Origin of the sequence: Paenibacillus chondroitinus NBRC 15376 (assembly GCF_004000765.1) — a bacterium.
Lineage (GTDB): Bacteria > Bacillota > Bacilli > Paenibacillales > NBRC-103111 > Paenibacillus_E > Paenibacillus_E chondroitinus.
In genome coordinates this window covers 1-24,869 of record NZ_BILW01000068.1, presented here as the reverse complement: position 1 = coordinate 24,869, position 24,869 = coordinate 1, and the positions used below count along the sequence as shown (strand labels likewise).

General features: G+C 46.7%; 21 protein-coding genes. 6 read left to right on the top strand and 15 right to left on the bottom strand.

The genetic code is table 11. The features are described 5' to 3' along the window. Positions 1 to 134 precede the first annotated feature (134 nt). The 5 genes from PCH02S_RS33825 to PCH02S_RS33805 all read left to right on the top strand — a co-directional run bounded on the left by PCH02S_RS33825 (position 135) and on the right by PCH02S_RS33805 (position 6,459). Entirely contained in the window at positions 135 to 1,499 is a 1,365-nt protein-coding gene (locus PCH02S_RS33825) for an erythromycin esterase family protein (RefSeq protein WP_407670154.1), read from the top strand. Between the two features lie 129 nt (positions 1,500 to 1,628). Next, positions 1,629 to 2,579 carry a magnesium/cobalt transporter CorA gene (gene corA / locus PCH02S_RS33820; RefSeq protein ID WP_127458501.1) on the top strand — a complete coding sequence of 317 codons (951 nt, stop codon included), beginning with the start codon at positions 1,629 to 1,631 and terminating at the stop codon, positions 2,577 to 2,579. A 32-nt stretch (positions 2,580 to 2,611) separates the two neighbouring features. Beyond that, the gene (locus tag PCH02S_RS33815) at positions 2,612 to 3,292 is read left to right on the top strand and encodes a response regulator transcription factor (protein ID WP_127458500.1); all 681 of its coding nucleotides are present in this window, start codon (positions 2,612 to 2,614) and stop codon (positions 3,290 to 3,292) included. Further along, positions 3,289 to 4,671: a sensor histidine kinase gene (locus PCH02S_RS33810; protein WP_127458499.1), complete on the top strand. Its 1,383-nt coding sequence runs from the start codon at positions 3,289 to 3,291 to the stop codon at positions 4,669 to 4,671. The genes PCH02S_RS33815 and PCH02S_RS33810 overlap by 4 nt, the downstream gene beginning before the upstream one ends. A 90-nt stretch (positions 4,672 to 4,761) precedes the next feature. Continuing rightward, on the top strand, positions 4,762 to 6,459 hold the full coding sequence (locus PCH02S_RS33805) for a S41 family peptidase (RefSeq protein WP_127458498.1): 1,698 nt from the start codon (positions 4,762 to 4,764) through the stop codon (positions 6,457 to 6,459). Positions 6,460 to 6,461: 2 nt separating this feature from the next. Here the strand turns inward: PCH02S_RS33805 and PCH02S_RS33800 are convergent, their stop codons facing one another. Continuing rightward, the gene (locus PCH02S_RS33800) at positions 6,462 to 6,965 is read right to left on the bottom strand and encodes a DinB family protein (RefSeq protein WP_127458497.1); all 504 of its coding nucleotides are present in this window, start codon (positions 6,963 to 6,965) and stop codon (positions 6,462 to 6,464) included. Between the two features lie 234 nt (positions 6,966 to 7,199). On the opposite strand from PCH02S_RS33800, the gene PCH02S_RS33795 reads away from it, so the two are divergent. Then, on the top strand, positions 7,200 to 8,105 hold the full coding sequence (locus PCH02S_RS33795) for a phosphotransferase family protein (protein ID WP_246069385.1): 906 nt from the start codon (positions 7,200 to 7,202) through the stop codon (positions 8,103 to 8,105). 117 nt (positions 8,106 to 8,222) lie between these two features. Here the strand turns inward: PCH02S_RS33795 and PCH02S_RS33790 are convergent, their stop codons facing one another. The 14 genes from PCH02S_RS33790 to PCH02S_RS33725 form a co-directional block, all read right to left on the bottom strand. Beyond that, the gene (locus tag PCH02S_RS33790; RefSeq protein WP_127458495.1) at positions 8,223 to 8,489 is read right to left on the bottom strand and encodes a hypothetical protein; all 267 of its coding nucleotides are present in this window, start codon (positions 8,487 to 8,489) and stop codon (positions 8,223 to 8,225) included. 252 nt (positions 8,490 to 8,741) lie between these two features. Continuing rightward, positions 8,742 to 9,455 carry a formylglycine-generating enzyme family protein gene (locus tag PCH02S_RS33785; RefSeq protein ID WP_164819832.1) on the bottom strand — a complete coding sequence of 238 codons (714 nt, stop codon included), beginning with the start codon at positions 9,453 to 9,455 and terminating at the stop codon, positions 8,742 to 8,744. A gap of 62 nt (positions 9,456 to 9,517) precedes the next feature. Further along, positions 9,518 to 11,017: an extracellular solute-binding protein gene (locus tag PCH02S_RS33780; RefSeq protein ID WP_127458493.1), complete on the bottom strand. Its 1,500-nt coding sequence runs from the start codon at positions 11,015 to 11,017 to the stop codon at positions 9,518 to 9,520. Between the two features lie 229 nt (positions 11,018 to 11,246). Next, the gene (locus tag PCH02S_RS33775; RefSeq protein ID WP_127458492.1) at positions 11,247 to 11,933 is read right to left on the bottom strand and encodes a FadR/GntR family transcriptional regulator; all 687 of its coding nucleotides are present in this window, start codon (positions 11,931 to 11,933) and stop codon (positions 11,247 to 11,249) included. Between the two features lie 418 nt (positions 11,934 to 12,351). Beyond that, positions 12,352 to 14,058, bottom strand: coding sequence for a dienelactone hydrolase family protein (locus PCH02S_RS33770; RefSeq protein ID WP_127458491.1), 1,707 nt, complete (start codon positions 14,056 to 14,058; stop codon positions 12,352 to 12,354). Next, entirely contained in the window at positions 14,055 to 14,951 is an 897-nt protein-coding gene (gene rbsK / locus PCH02S_RS33765) for a ribokinase (protein ID WP_127458490.1), read from the bottom strand. The genes PCH02S_RS33770 and rbsK overlap by 4 nt, the downstream gene beginning before the upstream one ends. Before the next feature lie 25 nt (positions 14,952 to 14,976). Continuing rightward, positions 14,977 to 17,082: an ADP-ribosylglycohydrolase family protein gene (locus PCH02S_RS33760; RefSeq protein ID WP_218033197.1), complete on the bottom strand. Its 2,106-nt coding sequence runs from the start codon at positions 17,080 to 17,082 to the stop codon at positions 14,977 to 14,979. A gap of 14 nt (positions 17,083 to 17,096) precedes the next feature. Then, positions 17,097 to 18,257, bottom strand: coding sequence for an ADP-ribosylglycohydrolase family protein (locus tag PCH02S_RS33755; RefSeq protein ID WP_127458489.1), 1,161 nt, complete (start codon positions 18,255 to 18,257; stop codon positions 17,097 to 17,099). 81 nt (positions 18,258 to 18,338) lie between these two features. Continuing rightward, positions 18,339 to 19,811, bottom strand: coding sequence for an extracellular solute-binding protein (locus tag PCH02S_RS33750; protein ID WP_127458488.1), 1,473 nt, complete (start codon positions 19,809 to 19,811; stop codon positions 18,339 to 18,341). Between the two features lie 31 nt (positions 19,812 to 19,842). Further along, positions 19,843 to 20,727, bottom strand: coding sequence for a carbohydrate ABC transporter permease (locus PCH02S_RS33745; RefSeq protein WP_127458487.1), 885 nt, complete (start codon positions 20,725 to 20,727; stop codon positions 19,843 to 19,845). Between the two features lie 12 nt (positions 20,728 to 20,739). Beyond that, positions 20,740 to 21,666, bottom strand: a complete 927-nt coding sequence (locus tag PCH02S_RS33740; protein ID WP_276562925.1) for an ABC transporter permease — start codon at positions 21,664 to 21,666, stop codon at positions 20,740 to 20,742. Then, complete coding sequence (locus PCH02S_RS33735) at positions 21,663 to 21,974, bottom strand: DUF4387 domain-containing protein (protein WP_174806859.1); 312 nt, start codon at positions 21,972 to 21,974, stop codon at positions 21,663 to 21,665. The genes PCH02S_RS33740 and PCH02S_RS33735 overlap by 4 nt, the downstream gene beginning before the upstream one ends. Positions 21,975 to 21,976: 2 nt before the next feature. Continuing rightward, on the bottom strand, positions 21,977 to 23,338 hold the full coding sequence (locus PCH02S_RS33730; RefSeq protein WP_127458485.1) for an acyclic terpene utilization AtuA family protein: 1,362 nt from the start codon (positions 23,336 to 23,338) through the stop codon (positions 21,977 to 21,979). A gap of 46 nt (positions 23,339 to 23,384) precedes the next feature. After that, positions 23,385 to 24,383, bottom strand: a complete 999-nt coding sequence (locus PCH02S_RS33725; protein ID WP_127458484.1) for a LacI family DNA-binding transcriptional regulator — start codon at positions 24,381 to 24,383, stop codon at positions 23,385 to 23,387. Positions 24,384 to 24,869: the final 486 nt, after the last annotated feature.

The window sequence follows — 24,869 nt, the reverse complement described above, 5'->3', positions numbered from 1 at the left end:
AAAAAAGGGACCTAGCCAACGGGGCCAGGTCCAAAGTTTATATTAAAAAAGGGGGTCTTGTTTATTATAATACCCCACATATATTAGAGGACTGTAACAGAAATATTCCAATTGTGTTACAAAAAATTTGTTTTATGACGAATCGCCTTTTGATCATGCCAAATTTGTACATACTACAGAAGAAAATCCAAAAGAGAGGAGTTTGTCCGATAACCATGGAGATGAACGTGAACGTCCAAGAAGCCATCGTGGAACAAATCAAACAGCAGGCCGTTCCTCTTAACACGCCAAATGATCTAGATGATCTTATTGAGGCGATCGGAGATAAGAAATATGTGCTGTTAGGCGAGGCAACGCATGGTACATCCGAGTTTTATAAATTGCGCACGGAGTTAACTCGCAAGCTTATACAAACGAAAGGGTTCTCGTTTATTGCCGTCGAAGGCGACTGGCCCTCCTGCTACGAGGTCAACCGTTACGTGAAGCAGTATAAAGATGCAAAACCAAACACTCGTGAAGTGTTAGAAGGATTTAACCGTTGGCCGACTTGGATGTGGGCCAATGAGGAAGTAGGCGAACTTGTCGATTGGCTCCAGCGGCACAATGCGGATAAACCCATGGGTCAGCGCATAGGCTTCTACGGCCTTGACGTCTATAGTTTATGGGAGTCATTCGAAGAAATCGAGCGTTACCTGATAGAAAAAGGCACACCCGAGCAGCTCGCGATCGCACGCTCAGCATTCGCCTGTTTTGACTCCTATGACAAGGAGGGTCAAAACTATGGCGCTTCCGCAGCTTTCTATGGAGAAAGCTGCAAAGACGAGGTCGTGAAGCTGCTGCAAGAGCTTCACGCGAAGCGCGTGCGGTACGACGAAGACAGCGAAGCGGCACTTAGCGCGGAACTGAACGCGCTTGTTGCCGTGAACGCGGAGAACTACTACCGCACCATGGTTCGCCACGACGCGGAATCGTGGAACATCCGCGATCGACACATGACCGAGGCGCTGCAGCGCCTCGTGCAGTACCATGGCCCAGACGCCAAAGTGATCGTCTGGGAGCATAACACGCACATCGGCGATGCGCGTGCAACGGATATGCGGGCCGACGGCATGGTCAACGTCGGCCAGCTCGTGCGCGAAGCGCACGGCGAAGCCGATGTGTTCGCCATCGGCTTCGGCACTTACCGCGGCACGGTCATAGCCGCGAAAGATTGGGGCGCGCCGGTGACGGCGATGCAAGTGCCCGCTGCCCAACCGGGCAGCTGGGAGGAGCTCATGCACCGCGCCGGCGCGCACGATCAGATCCTCCTGCTGCGCAGGGAGGATCCGCTTCTCGGGCACGAGGTGCTGGGGCACCGTGCCATCGGGGTCGTGTACCGCCAAGCCTATGAACGCGGGAACTATGTTCCCTCGGTGATGGCGCGGCGGTACGACGCCTTCGTGCATGTGGATGAAAGCCATGCGCTTCATCCGCTTACCATCGAAAAAGTGCTCATGTGAATTCGCACGAGCACTTTTTCTTGCTTTTCCCACAAAAATCGCCCGATTATTGCCCAGGAAATTCTGATCTCGCCTCTTTGTATGGTAAAATATGTAGTTAATAATGTATTTCAACCTAGGAGTTTTATTATGATTCGTTCATTAGCGGTTACGACCGATTTTACCGTACATCACGATGTCCCTCTTCGTCAGCTCGACGACCCCAAGTTTAAGTGGTATTGGGTTGATTTCCATAATCCCAGTGAAGAAGAAGCATTGGAGCTCAAAGACCATTTTCATTTTCACCCATTGGCTATCGAAGACTGTTTCTATTTGCTGCAAAGACCGAAAATGGACCATTATGAAAATGTCCATTTCTTTGTCATGCATGCGATGAATGCGAAGACGCTGGATGCGGAAGAGGTGGATATGTTTCTGGGGAGCAACTTTATCGTCACTTTCCATCAGCATGACTCCAGAGAAATTGAGGATGCCTGGTGCCGTCTGTCCGAGCAGGAAAACCTGCGAAGCGAAGGCCATATTTATGCCGCCTACTTAGTGCTCGACAACTTGGTTGATCAGTATTTTCCCAGCGTTTATCAATTAGAGGATCAGCTGGATGAAATCGAAAACAATGTGCATTCCGAGTCCATTGAGGTGCTCATGAACGATATTTTTGAAATTCGCTCCAAATTGTTAAAAATACGCCGGACCATCGTGCCTATGCGCGATCTGCTGTACAGGGTCATCAATACCGATCGGATTGAACAATTTCGCGAGCACATCGTATTTTTTACGGACATTCATGATCATTTGCTCAAGCTTTCCGAAATGATTGAATCCAATCGAGATATGACAGCCGATATGCGTGACAGCTACATTTCCTTGAATTCCAATCGCATGAATACGATTATGAAAACATTGACGGTGATAACTACGATTTTCATGCCATTGACGTTCATTGCCGGCATATATGGGATGAATTTTGCACACATGCCCGAATTAGAATGGCACTGGGGGTATTATGCCATCCTCTTCGTCATGTTCGGCATCGGTCTCGGCATGTTCGCCTGGTTCTGGAAAAAAGGTTGGTTTAAGTAGCTTATCGCATAAAAAGGAGTTGGTAGCAGCAAATGAGTAAAATACTTATTGTTGATGATGACGCGCACATTCGCGAGCTGATGAGCCTCTTTCTACAGAATGAAGGCTTCGACGTTATCGAAGCGGAGAACGGAGAACAAGCACTCTCTGTACTGGAAAATACAGTCGTTGAGCTTGTCATTCTTGATATTATGATGCCGCTGGTGGATGGCTGGGATTTATGCAAAGAGATTCGAAAACGAGATCCTCATCTCCTCCTTCTAATGGTGACGGCCAAGGGGGAATCGGCACATAAAGTAAAGGGCTTCCAGCTAGGGACAGACGATTATTTGGCGAAGCCGTTCGATCCGGTAGAGCTCGTGCTGCGTATCAAAGCGTTGTTGAAGCGATCTCGGATATCCTCCTCCAAGGTTATACAACTGGGTGAGGTTCATCTAAATCTGGGTACCTACAAGGTCATTCGCGGGAATGAGGAGCAGGCCCTTCCTCTAAAAGAGTTCGAACTGCTGTTCAAGCTGGCCAGCTACCCAGGCCAGATTTTCACAAGAGAGCAACTGATCACTCAAATTTGGGGGATGGACTACGAAGGCGATGACAGGACCGTTGATGTGCACATCAAGAGGCTGCGGCAGAAATTTGCAAGCGATATCAAGCACTTTTACATTGAAACGGCGCGCGGTCTCGGATACAGACTTGTGGTTGTTGCAGGATGAAGAGCTTATATGTACGAATAGTGCTCACCTTTTTGGCAGCAATTGTAATCGGCCTAATCTCCTCTTTTATTATCGGAATCGCTATATTTCAAAAAGAGTTAAACGAGTTGGGACAAAATGACATGATCAAAGTAAGTGACAACATCGTTGAACTTTATAAACAAACTCAGCCTCAAGATCTGGAAGCATTCATGGAAAAAGCATCCCAGTTAACGGTGTATCCGATTCAACTCTTTACTGCTTCAGGCGAAAAAAAACTATATGGAGCAGACAATAAAGAACAGTTCATTGCGATTGACAAGGAACTCGTCCAACAGGTGCTGGAAGGAGCACGATATCGATCGAAGGTTAAATCAGAGGGGGACTTGTATGTCGGGCTTCCGTTTGCGTTTGAAGGTCAGAACTACGCCATCTTCTTGCAATCTTCCACCAAAAATGAAAAGGCCGTAATCCGGTTATTGATCACTATTCTGTTTCTTGTGCTTGTTATAGGAAGCTTATGTATTCTGATTGCCGCCCGATTCTTGGTGAAGCCCCTTAAACTATTGACGAAAGCAACCAAAAGACTCGCTAAGGGCGATTTTGATGTGGAATTGAAGCTGAAGCGAAAAGACGAACTAGGGATCCTTGCCCGAAGTTTCAACGAGACGGCCCGTGAGCTGAAGCAGTTGGAAATGATGCGTCAGGACTTTGTCTCGAATGTTTCCCATGAGATACAATCGCCTTTAACATCCATCTCAGGTTTTGCGAAGGCGCTAAAGCTCGACCATCTGGTAACAGCGGAGAAACGCGGACGGTATTTGGACATCATTCTGAAGGAAAGCGATAGGCTGTCACGGCTTAGCGATAATCTACTCAAGCTTGCTTCTCTTGAATCCAAGCATCATCCTTTTGTTGCAAAAACGTTTAACCTTGATGAGCAAATCCGACAGGTCGTTGTTTCCTGCGAGCCGCTCTGGTCTGTCAAACATATTCGGATCGACCTGAAGCTGCCCATAGGCGCGAAAATTACGGCAGATGCCGATCAACTCAATCAAGTGTGGATTAACCTGCTTGGAAACAGCATCAAATTCACGCCTGACAATGGGACGATTCGCATCGAACTCCTCGCAAACAGCCATTCGTATACCGTTATCATAAAAGATTCAGGGATTGGTATGACGCCTGAGGAATTAAATCAAATCTTCGTGCGGTTTTACAAAACGGATAGATCGCGCAACAGTACGGGAAGTGGTCTAGGCCTCGCTATTGTCAAGCAAATTGTCCTACATCATCATGGAAACATTGAAGTAGAAAGCACAGTCGGACAAGGGACGAAGTTCACTCTGCAGATTCCGAGTACTCCGCCAAACACGCTTTCAACAAAAGCCGGTACCTGATGGTGCCGGTATTTGTGGCGTTCACGCTCCGTTCATATTTCTTTTCTAATCTTGAGGAGCAACGCAAGCCTCAGATGAAGGAGCTGAAACATGAGCATGATTGGAGATGTATTGGGTTCATTGAAGTGGTTCACTGTTTATGAACTGCTGTTATTTGCTATCATTTTAACTGTGTTAGTCTGGTATGCCGTGCCTATCCAAAAATATGTCAGATGGTTTGATTTTTTGCCAAGTGCTGCTCTGCTTATTGCGATTGTAAGTGCGCTAATTGGTGATACGACCCTGCTGGCATTAATATTCTACGCAGTTGCCGCGATTCTTTTCTTATGTACGGTCAAGAAAGTATTTAGACCGGTTGGTCACATCCCCGTGCCCAAGTACAGAATTTTAAGAGTGACCCTCTGTCTACTCGGTATGCTCCCTCTTGTCTTTTCGTTGATACTGGCTGGTGAGTCACGTTATAATCCAGTAAGCCATTTCAGTCAAATGAGCTATTCGCAAGCATTTGTACAGTTGAATGAGCGACTATCCCGGGAGTACCCGTTTGGTGATTGGAAAAAGGTAGACTGGGCAGCAATGAAAGATAAGTACGAACCTCTATTTCAACAAGCAGAACAGCAAAAGAACAAAGATTTATATTATATAACGTTAAGATCGTATCTTTATTCCCTTCGAGATGGGCATGTCAAAATCGTAAATGAGAAATTGTACGATGATAATCACATTTTCAAACAAGAAGTCGGCGGTGGTGTTGGTCTAAGTACGATCCAATTAGATCAGGGCAAGGTAGTAGTCAATATGCTCTTAGCGGGCAGTCCTGCTGAAAAAAGCGGCATCCAGCTTGGGGCTGAGATCATTTCTTGGGATGGAAAAGAGGCACAAGAAGCTTACCATGCCACCTACTGGAGCGAAAACCCGATGGCTACGGATGGAGACCGGAACGATAATCAAGGAAGGTTTATGGTAAGAACATCTGTTGGGAAAGACGTCCAGGTGGCTTTTAAAAACAAAGGGGAGACTGAAACAAAAAAAGCAACTTTAACGGCTTATGACGACAATTACGAGACGCTAAAGAAAACAAGAGTCAAACTAAATAAAACGGATGCGCCGGTGGAAGGCGAAGTCCTAAGTAACGGATATGGTTATGTGAAGATCAGATATTTTCTTCCAAGCACGACAATGCCTCATCCGGATAAAGTATTGGGAGCCAAACTGAAAGAGTTTCAGGAAAAGCAAATAAAGGGTCTCATTATTGATGTTCGTGACAATCCGGGGGGAAGTGATGATCTGGTTACTTCAATGGCAGGTTATTTAGTAAATAAGCCGAAACTTTATGAGTACGTGAGCTATTACAATCGTATGGCTGGCAAGTTTGAAATCAATGCCAATGAAACTCGTATAATCAAACCTGCAGAGCTTTACTATGGCGGTAAGTTAGCTATTCTGATCAATCAACGAACGGGAAGTTCCGGAGAAGGTTTGCCTCTTGTAATGAAGGGACTGCCCCATGCTCGAATTGTTGGATTTACCTCTACAAATGGATCTTTTGGGGTTGTTTCAAGCCCTATACAAGTTGAAATGCCGGAAGGCTATCTCTTGCAGCTGCCGGATGGCAGGTCGCTGAATCAAGAGAAAAAGATTCAAGGAGATAGTGACGACAAGGGGCAAGGCGGCGCCATTCCCGATATTGACATTCCCTTAAATGAACAGACTTTCGAGCAAAAATACGTACAAGGACAAGATGTTGAGCTGAACTATGCGATTCAAGCTTTGGAGGACATGAAGTAAAGCTATCCGGCATACCAGTACAGACCGTACTCCGTCATTACAGAGGCGTGTCCCATTTGGCGCAGCATCGCTGTAATATTCCCCCGGTGATAGGTGCCGTGATTGACCACTTGAAGCAGCATTTCCGCACGGCTGGTTTCCCGCACCCCTGCATAAGGATTATCCAGCACAATCGTTTCCTCCAAAGAGTCTTGCTCATCCAAATAGGCTTTGAACCTCTCCGATAATTGAATATACATCAATTCAAGCTCCTCCATGCTCTTGGACTCCGCATCAGCCGTCAACTGGACCGAATCCGCCATGGCTTCATTCATGCTTTTACCCTGCATCATGTCCAACCAACCGGCATCTACAACATAGATGTGTGCAATCACCTTCGACACCGTAGGAAAAACACTTTGAATCTCGCGTGTGTACACATCTTTTCCTAACTTTTTCAAGTGGGTCAACATCGTTTGATTCGCCCATACATGGAAATCATACATGTTCCGTATTTGCTGCTTCATAAGTATCTCTCCTTTGGCTTAAGGCCATTTCTCATTGTTACCATCATCATACAGGAGGATCCCTGACAGCATACTGTCAGTTATTATGATAGTAAATTGTTTTATTTTTCCTATTCCAAATTTTCGTGATAGACTAGAAAGTATCCTGCTTCATGTTTCATCTAGCCAGGCTGCGAATAAAAACATAGGATGAATAAGGGACGGTGATGGCAAATGTCCGGGATTAAACCCAACATGGATACCCGATCAGCAGAAGCTTTCTTGCAGCAGTTTTTGAACAAACCCGTGACCGATGTGCGGCCGATTGAGCAAGGCGAAGTGAGCAAAGTGTTCAGCTACTCTCAACACGATGAGGAATTTATCATTCATTTTAACAGTGGCCGTGAAGGGTTTGTCAGAGAGCGTTATGTGCATGAAACATTTTCACCCCAGGGTCTGCCGGTTCCTCGTGTTTTGGAGATTGGCCGTGCGAACGAAGAGCTATGCTTTTCCATTGCCGAAAAGGTACCGGGACGTACCATCATCTCCTATCCGGAAGCCGAGATTAAGCGGATTCTTCCCGATCTCCTCCAACATTTTAAAAATATGAATGAAGTCCAGCTTGCTGAAACCAAAGGATACGGCTGGATTCAACCTTCGGGAGACGGCACACACGAGAGTTGGCCTGATTTCCTGGCATCCTTCTTTCGGGAGGAGCAGACAGGCTTTTGGCATAACTGGTATACGCTATTTACGGACACTTTCTTGGAAAAGGACGTTTTTCAACGCTTATATGGCATCATGATGGAGTTGTCGGCCTATTCACCGCAGCAGCGATATCTTGTGCACGGCGATTTCCATCTGGGCAATATGCTGACGGACGGGCATCGCGTTACGGGGATCGTCGACTGGGAGATGGCCTTCTATGGCGACTTCGTGTTCGACTTGGCGACGCAGCATCTCTGGACGCCACAGCTGCAAATTCCAGAAATGGTGCGCAGCGCTTGGGCCAGCGAGGGGCGGGACATTCCGCATTTCGAGGAGCGGCTGAAGTGTGCTCTGCTTTTTAAAGGCGTAGACGGCCTCCGATTTTATGCTAAAAAAGGTGACCGTAACGCGTACGAAAGTGTGAAGGCGGAACTTTTGCAGCTGGTAGATTGAGACAAAAAGAGCTAGGCGATTTGAATTCGCTTAGCTCTTTTATTGCGTCCTTGTTTGCGATCACAAACCCACTCTAATAATCGACAACTCTTTAGACTTCACAGTCCCCGAATTAGCTCATCCCCCGCCAGCAGCTCCGTTATTTGAGCTCTGGTAGTTCGCCTTATGCTCCCGCCAGATGTGCTTCCACTTCTTAATGGCTGCCTGCTGCAGTTTGTTATAGGGCAGCCAACTGCCAAAAACATCCTGCCAAATCAGTATACCAGTACTATTAAAAATAGCCCGTTTGATGTGCAAATCCTTGCGAATGCCTACATGCCAACGCGAAATAATCGGCGAAAAATGCTCAGTCATCACATATCGGAAGATATCAGTTTCCGGCATCGATTCTTTATTTTTGAACTGGTTCCAGGAACCCGTAATGATTTCGATTTGATGTTTCTTTTTCTGACGCCCCTCGGAACATTGGAGAATTCCAAGCTGAAACCATGCTGCTGGTTGAGATGGAAAATGCCGTGCAGCATCGTAAACTCAACGTGCATCTGCATCATGCTGCTACCATCTCGCTTCGCTTGATGGCAAACCCCATCTTCTCATTTTTGATCGTCGTGATGTGTGTTTCTTTATCGCTCAAAATCATCGTGTCACCTCGTAAACGCAGCGGAAACCAACGGTTTCACAGCGGTTTAACCCTTCATTCAGCAGTTGAAATTTCAGATGATAGTCTGTCGGATGTGGACCGCCCTCCGCATGCCATGTATGTGGCGCTTTATAGTAGGATCCTCCCCGCAAAAAGGTGAATTTGTGCTGCTCATCGTTTACGGTATCCTCCATCCATTCCCAGGTATTGCCGGTCAGGTCGACACAACCATAAGGGCTAACGTTGGAGGCAAAAGCATCGACCGGCATTGTATCCAAACCGGAAGAATGACACTTCTCGGCATGAAAGTGATCGCCCCACAGCCACTTTAATTTCTGGCTGCCTCCTGCCGCGAGCTGCCATTCCGTCTCCTTCGGAAGCCTTCCGCCTTTCCATTTGGCATAAGCTCTTGCATCCTCTTGGCTGACCCAGATGACCGGATGATTCTCTTTGCCCTGAGGGATGCCGTTTTCTTGCCAATGCTTGATGAAGTTGTGACTGTCTTCAGGATAATAGCTGCTTTCATCAAGAAAATGTTTGTACTGCTCATTCGTGACAGGGTATTTGTCTATATAGAAGGCCTCTACCTTAACCAGAAAGGGGCCGTGATCACACTGGCAATCTCCTTCCATTATGCGATGTTGAACACGATAAATGTACGACGTTTCTGGAATGAACACCCGCTTGTCATCTGCAGTATGAAATTCCATTGCTTTCACCTCTCTATTCATGGTAAAAAGTGGGGCTTGCGCCCCACTTGCCGTCAGTTTTTTTATTTGATCGTTTTGTTTGCGTATTCTGTCATTTCTTTACCGCCTGCTGCGTTCCACTCTTGAACAAACTTATCGAAATCCGCCGCGCTTTTCTTGCCGGTTACGAGATCTGCTGCAAACTCTTTATACTTGGCAGAGGCAGCATCCCACTTGGCAGCGAGTTCAGCTGGAATCACAAAGCTGTTATCTTTGGTCGACATGGAAGCAAACATTTGTAGAGATTTACTTGCCGGCTCAGAGAAATATGGTGTTGCGGGATCGAACTCTTTATCCGGTTTGAAGTTCACTGTTGACTCTACAAAATGCGGGAACCAAGCGGCAAATTTGTCCGTTAATTTGATTTTGTTATTGACGATTTGGTATTCGTCGCCTTCAACGCCTAGCTTATCCAGCATCTGACCTTTTTGGCCGGCCATATATTCCAGTAACGCAAAGGCCATTTCTTTGTTCTTGGATGTCTTGGCGATGGCAAAACCGCGGCTTTCTTTACTGATATCAACCGGAGTATATCCTTGCGCTTTCCCTTTCGCCGGCGGCAATGTCATGACCTTGGCGGCCGCTCCATTTTGACTCATCGATTTGTTATTGTAGATGTCGATTACCTTGCCTTGCGTACCTGCCATGATAGCGGCTTGACCATCATAGAAGGCTTTCTCTTTCGTGTCCCACTTCTTGGTCAGGAACTCAGGATCCAGCAAGCCGTCTTTGTACAATTTTGCGTAAAATAGGAGTTTATCTTTTTCAAACTGTGTTGTTTTACCGTAAGCATATTTACCGTCGTCCCCTTTAATCCATGTGGATGTCAGGCCGAAGGATTGACCGAACATGACGTCAAGCTCATCGAGTGTCCCGGCCACCGTGTAAGCGTATTTGGCACCGCTTTTCTCTTTCAAGTCTTTGAAGAAGGTATAGTAGTTATCGCTTGTCGGATTGGCAAGCAGGTCTTTGCCTGATGCGGTTTTATCAAACCAATCTTGGCGAACGACAGGTACAGCGCTATTCGGAGGCGACAGCCATAGCAGATATGGATAGTTCTTCATTCTTTCTTGGTTATAAACGTTCATCGAAGCCTTCACGTTCGTCGACTTATCGATAAAAGGCGTCAAATCTTCCAGAATTTTTTGCGTTACAGCAAACTGGTAGTCGCCGCCTTGGAAATAAATAAGGTCAGGAATATTACCGCTTTGCAGCAGTAGGCCCAGCTTCTCCGAGTAGGTCCCGCTTTGAACAGGAACAATTTTCAGCTTAATGTTTTTGCCTTCCGCTTTCATTCCTTCTTCGATGCCTTTCACCAGCTTCTGAACGCCGGGGTCATCTCCCATTAAATCTTTCGCTACGATGGAGAGAGTGATCGGTTCTTTACTCGCATCCCCTGCGCTTGTTGCTGCCGGAACGGACGTTGGAGTTGCTGTGTTCCTGGAAGACTTGCCGTCGCTGCTGGAACATGCGGTTGTTACAACCATTAAAGCCGAGACCACCATGAGAAGTGCCTTTTTCATTCTATTTCCTCCCTTTTTTGTCTTTCTATTATTCTTTGAAGCCGTCTTCCATACTTCATTCGTATCGTAGTGGTGACTGCCTGTAGAAGAATGGGATACGGAACGAGAATCGTCATTGATGTTTCTTTAGCTTGTAGCCGCTTACAATTTAGTTAAAGCGACTACACGAATAATTTGGGTAATTGGATGATCCAATTTATTGAGACGGATAACCTTCATCCGTTTTTTGCTATTTCATTTGAATATTTTGTTTGACCTGCTTCAAGTGGTACAGCAGCGTTTCTTTGGCTTTAAGCGGATCTCTCTCTTTTATCGCCTGAAAAATGTTAAAATGCTCCTTGTACACTTCGTTTCTGCGACCAGGTATCTCAACCGTCTTCGTGGCCGTTCGTTTCAGCAAATCCATGTTAAGATCGATGAGATTTACCAGCACCACGTTATGTGTAGCCTTAGCTATGGACAGATGGAAAGCTTGATCTGGAGAGACGGGATCATCCGATTCCGTGTCGATCGTGCCCCACTTTTCGAGAGCGCTTTCAATTTCCAGAATATCCTGTTCGGATGCTCGCAAGGCTGCCAATTCCACAATACCGGTTTCAAAAATTTCTCTGGCCTCCAGCAATTCAATAATCGTAGCTCTCTCAATATTATCTAGAATTCTCGTTTTATCTTCCGCCTTGCTGAGGTTCTTGTTAAGAAAACGGCCGCCGCCAGGACGAGTTTCAATCAGCCCTTCTCGTTCCAGAATTCGGAACGCTTCACGCAAAGTTCCGCGGCTGATCCCGAACGCTTGGGCAAGCTCTCTTTCCGTCGGCAAAACGTCTCCAGGCGCAAGATTGCCTTCAAGAATCAATTTTTCAATCTGCTCAATGACATCCTCATACACTCTGTGGTACTTGATTTTCTTTATGGTCATGATGAGTACCTTCCGTCTGACAATATGCTGATAATTGGATCATCCAATTACCCACACTTTTATAGTAGTAAGTAGCTCAGATTGTGTCAACAGTTATTTTGAGCATTTAAGGCGCAGCCGTGCGCCCTTTGAGTGCCGCTTCATAATATAAAGAGACTACGGATTTACTCCGTAGTTCTGTTGAGAACTTCTAATGACCCTCTAACCCGTCTCCGCTAAAAGCAAAAACTACCGCTATTTCGCGCTGCACTGTGGCATGGAACGAAATAACGGTAGAATCTACATCTATATCGAGGTAACCTGAACTAAATTTGCTAGATTCAGCGATTTTAGCGGTACTATATCCAGTTATTTACTTGAAATTGGAAAAATTACAGAAAATAGCAGGAACAATCGGCGTTAATGCTAACCCGCCATCTTAAACAAAACGCACCGATCCAAGTGCCGGCCTACAACCGCTGCTTGCGTCCACCAGCTCAGGGACAAAGGACACGAAGATCTTGTGCATTTTGTCCCAAGATGAGAGCGCCTTGCCGCCTGCACTGCCAAACGACTGCCTTGCCAGTCGTACATCTGCCCAGCCGAGCACTCCCTCTACCTCACTCACCCAAACAATCTGTCCCGCTTGATCCGGGCGATAGAAAACCGAAATCTCCCACACGCCCGGAACGTCCGTGTACAGCTTGAGCTGCAGCTGCAAATGGTCCTTGTCCTCTTGCATCATAGGATCGACCGGCTTGTGTGTGACCAGGACAAACCTCATGCCCGGTTCGTCCAAAGCAAGCGCCTTGCCTCCGGACGGATCATCCACAAACACATAGCGGAAATCGGTGTCGTAAGGCTCCGTCCGCTGCTCCGGACAATGCCATCCGTCGAGCCCGTGAGTGAAATCAGCCAACTCCAGTGTTAAAGGCAAACCGGACGCAACAGCCCCCAGATAAATAGGCGAGAATCGCAGAGGGAAGCTGCTCGTTTTTACGCCATCCGCATAAATAGCATCGACATAGACGAAACCGCTTATTGCAGGATCAATAACCGGGATTTCCACGCTGAAGCCGCTGTCTGGCGAACAGTCGATTTCCTTCACATGCCAGTATCTGCCCGGCGGAAGCACCTCGCTCCAGTCATACCAAGACCAGCAAAAGCGGAGCTTCTGAGGGAGAACGGATAGCTCATCAGCGCTAAATTCGGCTGTCACCCGCATGGCTCCCTCGTGAACCGAAACCGCAGCCGCCGGGGCTTGACGCCAATGCCCGTCACCCTTGACCAGGGCATCCATCCAGCAATCCAACGTGGCGCCTGCCCAGCCATCCAAATGATGGTTCTGATTGGCTGCGAAAAACAGCCCACGCTTCGTCTTCGGAAGGTGGGCAGCTCCTTCGCAGATCGCGTCCATCCAGCCCCAATAGTCATTCGTAGCTGACATGATCAACATCGGCGACTGCTCCCGCTCGGCTAGTCTCAAACCGCTAAGCAGCTGCTCCCATTCGTAGGTATCTTCCAGCGTATGCGGCCTGCGAACGTTACGGTTCAGCCGTCCTGGCGACATATGCTTGCCACAGCCATAAATAGGAGCTGCCGCCTGCAAACGGTTATCCCAGGCGTTAAGCAATCTTGTTACCGTGCCGCCGCGGGAAATACCGAAAGCCCCCATCCGGTCCTCGTCCACTTCCGGCAGCTGAGCCAACCACGTGACCATTTTCTTCGCATGAATGAGACGCGTGAACATGACCGATTGCAGCGGGTCAAACTCCTCTTCCATGTCTTTCGTAGGCATGTCTGCCAAATCGGAGTAATGCTCCTGCCTCGAGAGTTCCTCTTTCCAATCGTAACTAAGCGCGACATACCCTTTACTCGTCCAATGCCGGACATGCTCCAAATTCGCCGTCTGCGAACCTCCCCCGTGGATGTGCAGCATAGCAGGAAAAGGCGTTTCCCCATAAGGAACGCCTATCCAGAAATACGTTTTCACCCACTCGCCCGGGATGAGCTCAGTCTCCAAATACATAGCAGCATACTCACCATGCCCATCTGACCTCCGCTCCACCGTATAAATACGGTGTTCACCCAAGTGCTCGGCAGTTTTCAACAACTCACGAAAACGGATCTCCCCTGATCTCATCATAGTCCTGCAAGCTCCGATAAATACGGAATCGAATGCTGCGCGCCCCTCCGGGTAACCGAAATGGAAGACGCATGCACAGCGATGTTTACCGCCTCATCGAGGGATTTACCAGAAGTAATCATAGCTGCAAGCGTCCCTGAGAACGTATCTCCAGCAGCTGTTGTATCTATCGCCTTCACTTTACGGCCTTCCATGTACACATTCTCAGTGCCGTTATAGTACACAATGCCTTTCTCGCCAAGTGTAATCAACGGGAAGCGAATGCCCTTGCCGCGTAAAATATCCAGCGCCGCAAAAGCATCTTCCGTGGTTTTCACTTCCACATTCGTATACATCCGGCACTCGATCTCATTCGGTGTGAAATAATCCACACCATTCAAAATCTCATCATCGAGTGGAACGGCAGGCGCCGGATTTAAGAAAATCGGCACCTTGCCTTTCACAAGTCGAATGGCTTCATAGACGGTTTCCAGTGGAATTTCCAGCTGCAGCATGACCGCTGAGGCTGCGAGCAACTGATCTTTGTAGCTTTCAATATAGTCAGGTTTAACCAGGTTATTGGCGCCGCCGTCAAGAATGATCGCATTATTCCCATCGCAAACCGTAATCGCGGCTACACCAGTTGTAACTTCAGGTTCTATTCCTACATAATCAGTTTTCACACCGAACCCTTTGAGGCTGCCGATCAACGATTGCCCAAAAATATCATCGCCAACTTTCGCCATAAACCAGGTATCAGCGCCCATTTTTGCGCAAGCAACTGCCTGATTGGCCCCTTTGCCTCCGGCGGATAGCATAAATCCATCGCCCCGCATTGTTTCGCCCATCTCTGGAATACGGCTAGTCTGCATGACCATATCCATATTTGCACTGCCAATTACGATTATTTTCATAACGTTCCCCGATCCACCCACAAATTCAAATTTCCGTAAATCTAATATGTTTAAAATAAGTTCTCGCTGCAGTTCTTGTGCTTACACCAAACATACCGTAATCGAATGTATCGTCAGTGTGCTTCAAAACTTCTTGCCCGTCAATAGCAAATGTTAGGGTATTTCCCTGCACCGTCACTTTGAAATCATAATCTTTGCCCAGCTGCCAAGGGAACTCCGCACTCGCCAGCTTCGTGAACCCGAAGTTGTTGATATACAGAGACACTTGATTCGCTCCATCGAATCCTACGTGATAACCTCTCATTGCGCCTTGCGCACGAACAGCCACCAAGTGGGAATGTCCGCTTTGAGGGTTGAGCTGGACAGATACGGAGTAATCTTTGGCAAAATAATTACCTGTATATGCTTCGCTTGGCTCAGCCGTCATGAGATACATAGCGCCATTCTCCAGGCTCCAAGCCCCGTTGTTATGCGCAAATGGCGTGATGCAGCCGAAGTTGCTCAATTGCTTGCTGAAATCAATTGTGTAATCTGCGTTGCCATAAATCCGGAATTCATCGATGAAAATGCGTCCCAAGCTTTTCGGCTTACGAGTCGAATAAGCTTCCAACACGATACCGACCTCATCAATCAGTTCGCCTTCGGAATCCGGGAGCACAAATTCAATATGCACCCACTCTTGATCAACGAGCTTCACGTAACCTTGTACAAGCTCTTTTTTGCTTTTGGACAGGCGCACATAAGGTGCGATCCCCATTGTTTCGTTGCCGCCCCACTGATCCAGGAAAATTTGCATGGATACTTTTTGGCCGGAGGATGCTTTAGGCGCAAATGTCGGTGAGTATCTTTCGTCACTGAAATCATCGCGTGTATAAAATGGCTTGTAGAATACTTTTGATTTTTCCCCGCGAACCATGCGGTCAAAGACGACTTCCAGAGAACCTGTTCCTTTGAAGGATTTCTCAGTGGAGTGTTTCGCCTGACAGAAGAACGGATCCGAAATGCGGATGTTATGTGTGGAACCCGGCAGTTCGAAATCGAAATATATATCGTGCTCCGTGAAGCTCTCCACAAGGCCTTCCGGACAAGGAACATTCGCCAAGCGATGTCCGAGAATCGCCAATTCTTTCGCATAGGTCGGAATATCAAGAATGTTCATGAAACCTGAAATCCCTGACATCACAATGGAGTCGTTGATCGGTTTGCGATACTTATCCGCAATACCTTCCAAGCCGCAAGCTACACCAAGCACAGTACCAACGTTACCAGCATTGCAATCCGTGTCCCAACCGCACATTGTTGCAATCTCAACGGTTCTGTTGAAATCGCCTTGGCCGTAAATCATGGACAGCACGCAGACGCCTGCATTAGGAATGATGTGGCATACGCCGGTATATTTGTCGTAACCCCAGTCTCTTTCCAGCATATCTCGGCATGCTCTGAAATCATTCGGATGCTGCGCGTGGAACGCAAGAACCGCTCTGGACACTTGAGCGTAAATCGAGTCAGCTGGAATTTGAGCCAAACCGGCTTCAATAATTTCATTGATATCGCTTGTTTCGAACGCTTTGGAAATAGCTGCGCAGAAAAATCTCGCGCCTAGCACGCCTTCGCCATCATGAGAAACGCGAGCTGCCGCTTCACCGAAATCGGCCGCTTTTTTCGGGTTGCAAGGATTGACGAGACCCCAAGTGTCGATGAAAATTTGACCGCCGATTTGTTCGGCGATAATAAGTCCATTTTGCTCAATCGAACCTGACTGTGGAGCTTCAATCCCTTTTTTCAAATTGATGTAGGCTGTATGCTCTGTGCTTACGCCATAACCGCCCCACCAGAACATTCCGATTCCCTCACGGGCATAGTTCAACCAAGCGCGAGCGACATCGTTAGGGGTAATATCGCGGTCTTTCGCATCGTCATACAACGCGCGCAGGAAGTAGAAAGGACCATTCGCATCGTCGTCCGCCGCAAAGTTTTTAAATTCTTTGACATAGTCCGTGATGTCACCATATGTGCTTTGTATTCTTTCATAAGTCCAAATCGTCGGTTCTACCGGAGCGCCCAGTCTTATGCCAATGTTCATACCTAAGTAACCTGAATAAAGTTTTTCCAAATAATTAGAAGGAATCAACGATTACACCACCTTTAAATAATAGAACGAATCTGTTGTTGTCTAAGGTTGCTGAGTGCAAGATCTTGCTCAATAATAAATGAGGCTGCTTCAATAAATTCATTGCAGTGTTTCTCGATTTCTTGCTTATTAATCTGTTCAATAATAGCAATTTCATCTTGCGGAATAGCCGTAACGCCATGCATAGCTCCAAGAATGGCACCAGCCATAACACCAATAGAATCCGTGTCGCGTCCAGAGCTCACTCCGTCCTTAACTGCCTCCAATAAATCCCCATCATGCAAAATAATGTAAGCTAATGCCAAAGGAAGTTCCTCAATTGAGAACAATCGACTTGGGGTATAGTGGTTAGAAGGAATACCTACTTTATGAATGCTTCGGTTGACATCATCGCCCATTGGCGAGTATTTGGCCATTGCCGCATGCAGCTGGCCTACAACTTCAGCCCGGTTATTCTTGATTGGTTTCAGGGATCGAGCGGTATCACTTAGATCTTGAATCGCATGCTTTGTACCATCTTTTGCATACATTAAGGCTGTTTGAATGATATCTTCTACCGTCACACCAGGTTCAAAAGCTTTCGCAACACAGGCAGCCAATACGCCAGCCGCTTCCAAGCCATAACTGACCTGATGACCGGATGCAAAAAGAATCGCTTCATCATACGCTGCCTTCGGATTGCAGGCATTCACCATGCCGATCGGTGAGATATACATGGCAGCGCCACAGTTAACCATATTGCCATAACCGCCTTCACGAGGCTCGCAATTGGCAAGCACATGACGGTTGAAAATATGCTTCTCCGGATAAAACAAACGGTCCATCACCATAGTGACTTTACCCAGCTCAGGAATGTATTTTGGACGGAACGAGATCTCTTTGACAAACTCATTAGCCAGATCGTAAGCATCCAAATGGCGGCGTTCAATGCCGTATACATTCATAAGCGCTAACGTCATGAGCGTATCATCAGTAACGATGCCTTCGCCTCTCATCCTGCCGAGTCTCTTGTCTTCCGACCAATCCGCTTTCCACCATTTGGTCATCGTCGTTTCAACCCGACCATACTTTTCATGAATTTCATTAAATGTCATTTTCTCAACGACAGCGCCCATTGCGTCGCCATACGCCGTACCGAAAACAACACCTTTTACTCTATCAGCAAAAGTAACCATTTGACTTACTCCCTTCCACAGGGAGTGCAGGGCTGTTACGCCCCACACTTTGCAGTTCATTTATTGGCATCAAAGCCCGATTTACTTAATTGTTTTATTCGCATAATCCGTTACATCTTTACCGCCAGCAGCGTTCCAAGCTTGAACGAATTTATCGAAATCAGCGCCTGTTTTCTTCCCCGTTACGATATCAGCTGCGAATTCTTTGTAAACCGCTGTAGCTGCATCCCATTTCGCTGCCAAATCAGCAGGCATAATGAAGATATTGTCTTTGGTGGAATTGCTCTCGAACATTTTGAGCGATTTCGCTGCCGGTTCCGAGAAGTAAGGCGTCGTCGGATCAAACTCTTTGTCCGGCGTGAAGCTGATCACGGACTCAACAAAGTGCGGGTACCAAGAGGCAAACTTATCTGTCAATTTGATTTTGTTATCCACGATTTGGTACTCGGAGCCTTCAAAACCAAGCTTATCCATCATTTGACCTTTTGGACTAGCCATGTATTCTAATACAGCAAAAGCCATATCTTTGTTTTTGGACGTTTTGGAAATCGCGAAACCACGGCTTTCTTTGCTTGTATCTACCGGTGTGTAGCCCTGTGCCTTGCCTTTTGCCGGCGGCAGAGGAACGACTTTCGCGCCTGCGCCATTTTGTGCCGTAGATTTGGAGTTGTACAGGTCAATTACTTTCCCTTGCGTACCCGCCATGATCGCCGCTTGACCATCATAGAATGCTTTTTCCTTCGTGTCCCATTTCTTCGTCAGGAACTCAGGATCAAGCAAGCCCTCTTTGTACATCTTCGCGTAGAATTCCAATTTTTCTTTTTCAGACTGCGTTGTTTTGCCGAATTCGAATTTACCGTCTGTACCCTTGATCCAAGTAGTTGTCAATCCGAAGGCTTGCCCGAACATTGCGTCTAGCTCATCCAGATTGCCTGCCGTTGTGTAGGCATATTTCGCGCCGCTTTTTTCCTTCAACTCTTTGAAGAATGTGTAGTAGTTATCGATTGTTGGGTTTTCCAAAGCTGCTTTACCGGAAGCTGTTTTATCCATCAAGTCTTGACGCACGACAGGAATAGCACTATTAACCGGTGATAACCATAGCAAGTAAGGGTAGTTCTTCATTCTTTCGATGTTATAAGGATTCATAGAAGCCTTAACATATTTGGATTTATCGATATATGGAGTCAAATCCTCCAAAATTTTCTGAGTCGTTGCGAATTGATAATCCCCGCCTTGGAAGTAGATCAGATCAGGGATATTGCCGCTTTGTAAGAGCAAGCCCATTTTCTCGGAATACGTTCCGCTTTGAACCGGCGTAATTTGCAGCTTGACATTTTTACCTTCTGCTTTCATGCCATCTTCGATGCCTTTAATCAATTTCTGAACGTTAGGATCGTCTGGTGCAAAATCTTTAGCTAGAATGGAAACTGTCGTAACCGCTTGGCCATCTTGCGTTGCAGATGGTGCAGACGTGTTCGTTGAATTGTTCCCTCCGGAACTGCATGCTGTTGTGACCAGGACGACCGCAGCCATTGCAAAAAGCGCTTTTTTCATTTGGTTTGCCTCCCAAGATAATGTTTGAATACTATTCTTTTACGCCGCCTTCCATTACTCCTTTGGTATAATGCTTCAGAATAATGGGATATAGCATTAGAATCGGAACCATAGCAATGACAATCGTAGCCGCTTTCAAAGACGAGAAATCCAATTGCGCGATATGGTTATTTTTCATCAAATCAGCCGCACCGACCAAGGTTGTCGTGTCTCCTTCAACAACGAACTGCCTGAGCAATACTTGCAGCACGGTGTTGCTTCGGCTCGATAAGAAAATGCTCGATTTGAAAAACTCATTCCATCTAGCCACTGCATAGAACATACCGATTGTCAAAAGCGGAATGCGGGACAGCGGTAAGATAATCCGCATGAACACGGTCATATGCCCAGCGCCATCGATTTTCGCAGCCTCAACCAGGGAATCCGGTATTTCTTCAATAAACCGCATCATAATGATCAAATAAAAGACGTTAATCGTGCGGTAGAGGACCATCGCCCAAAGATTATCCAGCAAGTGCAGGTCTTTGATGACCATATATTCTTGCACGATCCCCGGTTCAAAAATCATGATAATGATGAGGAAAATCATAATCGGCGTTTTACCGACCAGATTTTTACGCGTTAATACGTAGGCTGTAATAGTGGTGAAGAAAATGCTGAAAGCCGTTCCGACAATCGTAATAAATAAAGAGTTCATTAACGCTTTCCCGACGATCGGATTGCTGAGCACAACCTGGAAATTGATGAACGAGAAACCTTTGGGCAAAATGTCATAGCCGTGCAGCATATGAACTTTGTTAGGGTTCGAGAAAGCTTTGGCGATCAAGTTCATGATCGGTACAAACATCGTCAGCGATATGAGGATGAGTATGGCACCGAGCACTAATTTGGTGAACGAAAATTTTTGGACACTCATGCTAGCTCCTCCTTACCATGCGCCTTTCGAGGTCAGTTTCTTGGAAATGAAATGCGTGGAAAGCACCAGCACGACCCCAATCATACTTTTGAACAAATTAGCCGCTGTGGCGAATGAATATTGACCGTTGACCAAACCAACGCGGTACACATAAGTATCAATAATATCAATCCGGCTATTGACGGAATCATTCGTGAAGTTCAACACTTGATCCAGTCCTGCATTCATAATAAATCCAACATTCAGAATGAAGATGGTCACCATCGGAATATACAGATGAGGCAATACAATTCGCGTCACGATGTGCCAGCGGTTGGCTCCATCCACATGCGCCGCTTCATACAAACTTTGATTCACACCCATGATGGCTGCAAGGAAAATGATCGAATCCCATCCGATATTCCGCCATGCTTCACTGGCCACAAGCACCCATCTGATCGCTGATTTATCAGTCAGAAAGTCGTGCGGCTGAAATCCGAAAAGTTGAATGATCTCATTGACCACACCGTTTGATTTGGATAAAAAGTCGAACCATACCCCGGCGATAACGACCCAGGACAGAAAGTGCGGCAAATATGAAATGACTTGAATCGATTTCCGGAACTTCCCGTTAATGAATTCATTAAGGATTAGCGCGAAGATGATCGGAATTGGGAAAATAAGAAACATTTTCATTGCACTGATGATGAGTGTATTTTTTAATACTTGCTCAAAGATTGGCGTGCTGAAGAGTTCTCGAAAATATTTCAATCCAACAAAAACGTTGTCTCCAAGAATCTGATAATCATAGAAAGCTAACTTCATGCCGATGATCGGCCAGATGTGAAAAATGATAAAATAAGCGATTCCCGGCAAAAGCATCAAGTAGAGCACTTTGTCGCTCCACATTTGTTTAACTTTCGAATGCGTTCTGATTTGAATCGACTCCTTTCCTATCATACGTCGACTTCCAATTCCATCAGTGGGGCATGCTGTTGAGCTCCGTATACGTCACGATCCAAGAACGTGCCTGAAGAAACTTTCCGCGCGAACGTAATTTTGAAGCCGAGCGCTTGATCGAAAAAGACGATATGCATGATCTTATCTTGCTCAATGTTGTAAAGCTCCGATACCAAATCTTTGTTAATGATGCCGGAACTCTTGATTTTGTAATACTTCTCCGGATCTGTAAAAAGGGCATCCACCGTAATTTCAAACGGTCCGCTGTTTTTGCTTCTCAGTACTTTCGCTGCATCTACTAGCTTCATAATTACACCTCGATATACTCGTTACGGAACATCTCGACTCCATCCGCAACTTGCATCAAATGATAAACAGAGAATTCATACACAGCACCGAAAGGGATATCGCTTGGGGCAAAAGGGAACGCCAGATTACCCGCTGTGGATTTCCTGCCCTCATAGCCGTAATGCAAGAAGGTAGATCTGACCGAGCTACAAATCGTGTTCGCCAGCTCTTGTGTTTTCGCAATAACTTCGAAGACGACACCTAATTCATGACCGGCTGTTTTTTGCGGCTCCAATTCACCCAATACGCCGTTAAGACCGTAATTGATGAAATTGATTTCATAATCTTCTTGCGGTATTTCGCTGTAATACTCCCAAACCTGCTGTTTGACCAGGTCCTCAACTTCTTCAATCCGTTCGATCAAAAGTGGATCGCGGATGCCTGCGACGACGAGCGTACGATACGCGACTTTCATTGCCCCTTCGAGCTTGATTTTATATTCAGGGGTTGGCATGATCCGGCTGCCGCGAACCTCAACGCTATCGTCTCCCAATTCCTTAAATTCACAATGTTCAAGATCCAGAACAAGTCCCGGACCATGAAGCAGATAAGGATGATCCTTCTCATAAAACGTGTGCGCTGCTACGGAAACGGCCGTGCATTTACGTTTGTCGTTCAGCGGTTTGACGATAAAGGAATCTTTGGTCAGAATGCCCAGCATGCAATCTTTCGTTGTCCCCGGTTCTGCACAAAGCGCTGAGCATTCAAGAATTTTACCCAAATGATAAGCAAGCGCTGTATCAAAACCATGAAACATGGCCACCGCGGCAAAGGGCGAAGGGTCGTAAGCGCGACCACAGATGATAATGTTAGCGCCTTCTTGAAGCGCTGCCATAATGGGTTCATGTCCCATTTGGGCGACAACACCGTTCGTAGCTTCCAATCTTTCCTTGGTAAGCGTCTTCACTGCAAGGCCAAGAGGTTCGCACTCGCCTGCTGCTAACTTAGCTTCCACGACCTCTTTCGGAATATCCGCCCAGATTGTCGCGACTTTCAGCCCGGTAATGTTGTTTTCTTCAAGGATTTCCATAATAATCGCTCGTGTCCATTCAACATGGACCTTTGCGCCGCTTCCTCCGGCAGATCCGATAATGACTGGAATCTTGGCTTCAGCGCCCGCTACAATCATCAGTTCCAGATCTTTTTTGCAGGCTTGTTTGCTGACAATCGCCGTACCCGCTCCTAATTTGTGAGGACCGGCATCTGTTGATCCGGCATCCACGACGATCGCATCCGGTTTATGTTCCATCCCTCTTACAAACGATGACTTCGGAAATCCGTAACCTAACATCCCGCAGGGCGCCAAAATTTTGAATTGTTCCATTGCTTTACAACCTCCACTGTCCATCATCCGATTCGATGGTTCATTCTTATCTTTTTCTTCTCGTTGACTCGCGCGGAATGAGTTTGACATCGAATAGATGCGTTTGATGTTCGCTGTTGTCACCTTCGATTTTCTTAATAAGAAGCCGTGTTGACAGCATCCCCATATCATAAATCGATTGTGCGACCGTCGTAATTTCCGGCTCTACGATGACCGTAAGGTCGATTCCGTCAAAACCGCACAACGCAACTTGATCAGGGACGCGCACGCCCATTCGCTGCAATTTCTTAAGTGCTCCAACCGCCATCGTATCGTTACCGGCAAAAATTCCATCAATATCAGGATGGCGCTTCATCAGGTTTTCAACCGCTTCCATTCCACCGTCGACACGGAAATAACCAGGTTCGACGAGGCTTGGCGAATACCAAGGAAAATGTTTCACAGATTGCTCATATCCCATGAACCGTTCTCTTCCGGTCACCGTATCCTGCGGACCGTAGATATGAGCAATTTTCGTGCAGCCCTCATCGAGCAGATGCTGTACGGCTTGCTGCGCCCCTTCCAAATGCTTGGAGCTTACGACCGTGCAAGAAGTCTCGCGCGGCGCTCTATCCAGCATAATGAAAGGAATTTTCTCATTATTCAAAGCATCAACGTCGTCAGAGCGAAGGCTGTAGGAAGCAAACAAAATGCCGTCTACATACCGCTGCTTCAGAACCCTGATGTAGGTTTGCTCCTTATCCGCTTGATTATCCGAATTGCATAGGATCACCGTATATCCGTACATACGGGCAACATCCTCAACAGCTCTAGCCAGCTCCGCAAAGAATGGGTTCGTGATATCCGGGAATATTAAGGCGATCGTTCCTGTCTTTCTTCCTGCAAGCCCTCTAGCCATCGCGTTCGGTTCATACTGAAGCGTTTTGATCGCTTGCTCTACCCGCAATTTTGTTTCTTCGTTGACATATCCGTTTTTGTTCAAGTATCGGGAAATGGTCGCTACGGAAACGCCTGCCAACTTTGCTACATCTCTGATTGTTGCCACTGGTTACGACTCACTCCTACTAAAAAGCAAACCCGTACTCTTAGCAAAGAAATCCTTGCGTAGGGTACCGGTTACATGCTCCCGAAATTTTCCTTTATCTCGATAAATACTATCATTTATACATTGCATACTTATTATTTATGTTACCTCGATAAACGATGTGTAACCGGTTACCTATTTCATGTTTCTTATTATATGCCTCCTCTTTAAAAGCTGTCAAGTCCAAACTCAGTTTTACCGACAAAAATCGACTTTTTACTCGGGGTGGTATTTGTGTGAAATTGAGACGGAACGTTTGGATTTAATGAGTTCGAAATATAGGGCGGCATGGGTGCTCCGATCAAAAAGTTGCTGGTGAATGCCTTGACAACCTTAATTGTAACAGCCAAACTATTTCCCCCGTCACATTGTCATAGCTCCATCTTCTAGCCCTCCCTTACATTGTGACTGTACGGGTTTGAGCGGGTGTTCGAGCGCAAATCCAAG